Origin of the sequence: Methylobacterium sp. WL116 (assembly GCF_008039455.1) — a bacterium.
Lineage (GTDB): Bacteria > Pseudomonadota > Alphaproteobacteria > Rhizobiales > Beijerinckiaceae > Methylobacterium.
This window is the reverse complement of record NZ_VRUV01000570.1, coordinates 1-2,727: the sequence shown is the minus strand read 5'-3', so window position 1 is coordinate 2,727 and position 2,727 is coordinate 1. Positions and strand designations below refer to the sequence as shown.

Annotated in this window: 3 protein-coding genes and 1 riboswitch; all 3 genes read right to left on the bottom strand. The window is 72.1% G+C overall.

All coding sequences use genetic code 11. The annotated features are described in order from the left end of the window. On the bottom strand, positions 1-208 hold a 208-nt coding region (locus FV223_RS24625; protein ID WP_147729427.1), incomplete at its 3' end, for a hypothetical protein. Between the two features lie 293 nt (positions 209-501). Beyond that, positions 502-710, bottom strand: a riboswitch (cobalamin riboswitch). An 84-nt stretch (positions 711-794) separates the two neighbouring features. Beyond that, positions 795-2,030 carry a phosphatase domain-containing protein gene (locus FV223_RS24620; RefSeq protein ID WP_147729426.1) on the bottom strand — a complete coding sequence of 412 codons (1,236 nt, stop codon included), beginning with the start codon at positions 2,028-2,030 and terminating at the stop codon, positions 795-797. 61 nt (positions 2,031-2,091) lie between these two features. After that, a partial coding sequence (locus FV223_RS24615; protein ID WP_147729425.1) for a tyrosine-type recombinase/integrase occupies positions 2,092-2,727 on the bottom strand: 636 nt, incomplete at its 5' end.

Sequence of the window (2,727 nt, the reverse complement as noted above, 5' to 3'; positions counted from 1 at the left end):
GGTTGAGGCCGACCGGCGCGGCGCGGCTCAAGCCGACGCCGTCGCCCGCGACCGTGAGGGTGTCGAGCACGACGCTCGCCGATTCGCCGGCGACCGGCTGGGCGCCGGCATCTCGCGGCGGAGCGAGGATGACGAGCGCCGTGCCGGCGAGGAGCGGGCAGCGCATCGCGCGCCCGAGGGAACGAGCGGTTTGCAGAAGAACGAGCATGGATCGGATTCGGCTCTATCGGCGCGACGCGATGGCCTGCCCGACCCTCGATCTACATCGAATGTAACAATGTTACAATTAGGCGATCGGCCGAACGCGGCTCGGCCGCCGGCGCACGGATGCCGGGCGGCTTCCTGTGCGTCGTTCGGCGCGGGTCTCGCGGTGGGCAAGGGCATGGAAGGGACCTGCGGACGCGTGTGGTGGCACGTCACCGCGAACGAGGCCGCCCCGCATGCGCCGCGCGGGCCCATGCGTCTCGACACCCGTCGAGGCACCCCGCCCGACGCGTTTCGCGTGTGACCACGACTGACGGCAGGTCTCCTGGCTCGCGGGTCGCTGCCCCTCATCGTCTTCCCAGGCGCCGTGACCCAGTGACGTGTTGATGGAGGCTCGCCGCTTACAGTTGCGGGGGCAGCCGCGGCATCGGAAAGGCTCCTCGGAGCCTCGTCCTCACCGCGTTCCCTTTTGATCCCCGAGGGGAACCGTCCTCGCCAAGTGGCTTCCGCGGTCCCGAAGAGTCAACGGCCGGAATCACGCTCCTGTGAAGTGTGACCCGGCGGCGACAGCGACGGCGCGCACGGTGGCGTTAGGTCGAGACATGCGATCCGTCCTGCGCCGACGCCTCGACGACGACGCTCGGCGGCAAGGTTCCTCCGGCGCCGCCGAGGACGGAGCCGAGGTCGCCCGGCAGGGCGGTCTCCGCGGTCAGCTCAGCCGGCTCGCCGCCGGCCGCGTGCTCGTCCGCCACCAGGGCGACCGCGCCCGGTGCGATCAGGCCGAGGCTCGCCGCGTGCCGGGCGATGGCGGTGCTGTCGGCGGCGATGACGAGGTGGCTCCCGGCGGCCGCGACGACCTGCGCCAGCGCCTCGATCTCGCGGATGCGGTCGGCGTCCCGCGACACGTTGCGGATGTAGACCGCCTTCACCCGGCCCGGATGGTCGGCGACGATCCGGCCGTAGACCTCCGGATCGTGCTGCCCGCTGTCGCCGATCAGCACGAAGGGCAGGTCGCGATACAGCGACAGCATGTGGACGATCAGGGCGCGCTTGTGATCCTCCGCCCGGCGGGGGAGGGGGTGTTTCCACGACAGGCCCCATTCGCGCAGGAACAGGATCGGGCCCACCGGGATGCCGTGGATCGTGAAGAACTCCGACAGCATTTCGTACAGGCCCCACGGCGCGCGCGAGACGTAGAGCATCGGATTGGCCTCGATGCCGTCCGGGCCGACGTAGAGGGCCCGGTAGAGCGCGGCGACGCCGGGGAAGGCGACGCGGTTCTCGGCATCCTCCACGAACAGCCGCCACAGCATCTTGGCCTTGTTGGCGACGCCCGTGCGCATCACCGTGTCGTCAATATCGCTGACGACGACGCAGCCGGTGGCGCCCGGCGGCACGAACACCTGCCCCCGCGCCCGCACCGGCGGCTCCGCCTCGAGCGTGAGGTCGACGTCGTGCCAGCCATGGTCGCCCGCGGGCAACGCCTCCGGGCTGAGATGGACGCGGAAGTAGCCGTCGCGGTCGGTCTCAACCCGCGCCTGCGCGCCGCCGAAGCGGGCGGTGACGGCGGCGTCCTTCAGCGCCCGCCGCGCGATCCGCCGGGCGATGTCCCGCAGCTGCGCGCGCAGGCTCTCGTCGCCCGGTGCCGTATCGGGGTGGGATTGGCGGAAGATGCGGCCGATCAGGAAGATCTCGTCGGCGGAGCCGTAGCCGCGATAGGGCTCGATGACGATGCCGCCGCGCCCCTGCGCCCGGCGGACCGGGCGGGCGACGAGCTTCAGCGCCCGGACCGCGCCCTTCCTCCAACGCCGCAAACGCACTCCCATCGCCGATCGCCCGCTTCCGTCGCCTGAGCCGGTCAACGCCGCAAGCGGCGGATCGGAGCCCTCACGGCTGCACCTCCGGTGCGCCGTCGGGGCCGGAGGGCTCGTCCATCAGCGGATGCAGGTCGCGGACCATGCTCTTCAGGCGGTCGTCGAGGACGTGCGTGTAGATCTGCGTCGTCGAGATGTCGGCGTGGCCGAGCAGCTCCTGCACGATCCGCAGGTCGGCGCCGTTGTGCAGCAGGTGACTGGCGAAGGCGTGGCGCAGCACGTGCGGGCTGACCTTGTCGGCGCGCAGGCCCGCGGCCTCCGCCGCCGCCTTTAGGTCGCGGGCGAAGGCCTGCCGGGTGAGATGGCCGCTCTCGCTGTCGGCGGGAAACAGCCACGGCGCATCGCTCGGCGAGGCGGCGAGGTGCCGGCGCATCGCGTCGCGCGCCAGCTCGGTGAGCGGCACGAGCCGTTCGCGCCCACCCTTTCCCCGCACCACGAGGTAGCGCTCGCGGGTCGAGGCGGCCGAGCGCGGAAGCGCGATCAGCTCGGAGACGCGCAGGCCCGTGGCGTAGAGCAGCTCGAGCAGGCACAGCATCCGCTGCGCCCGCCGCGCCTGGCCCGGCGCCTCGGCCTCGACCGCCGCATCGATCTGTGCGCGCGCCGTCGCGAGCAGCCGGTCGACTTCGGCGACCGACAGCACCTTCGGCAG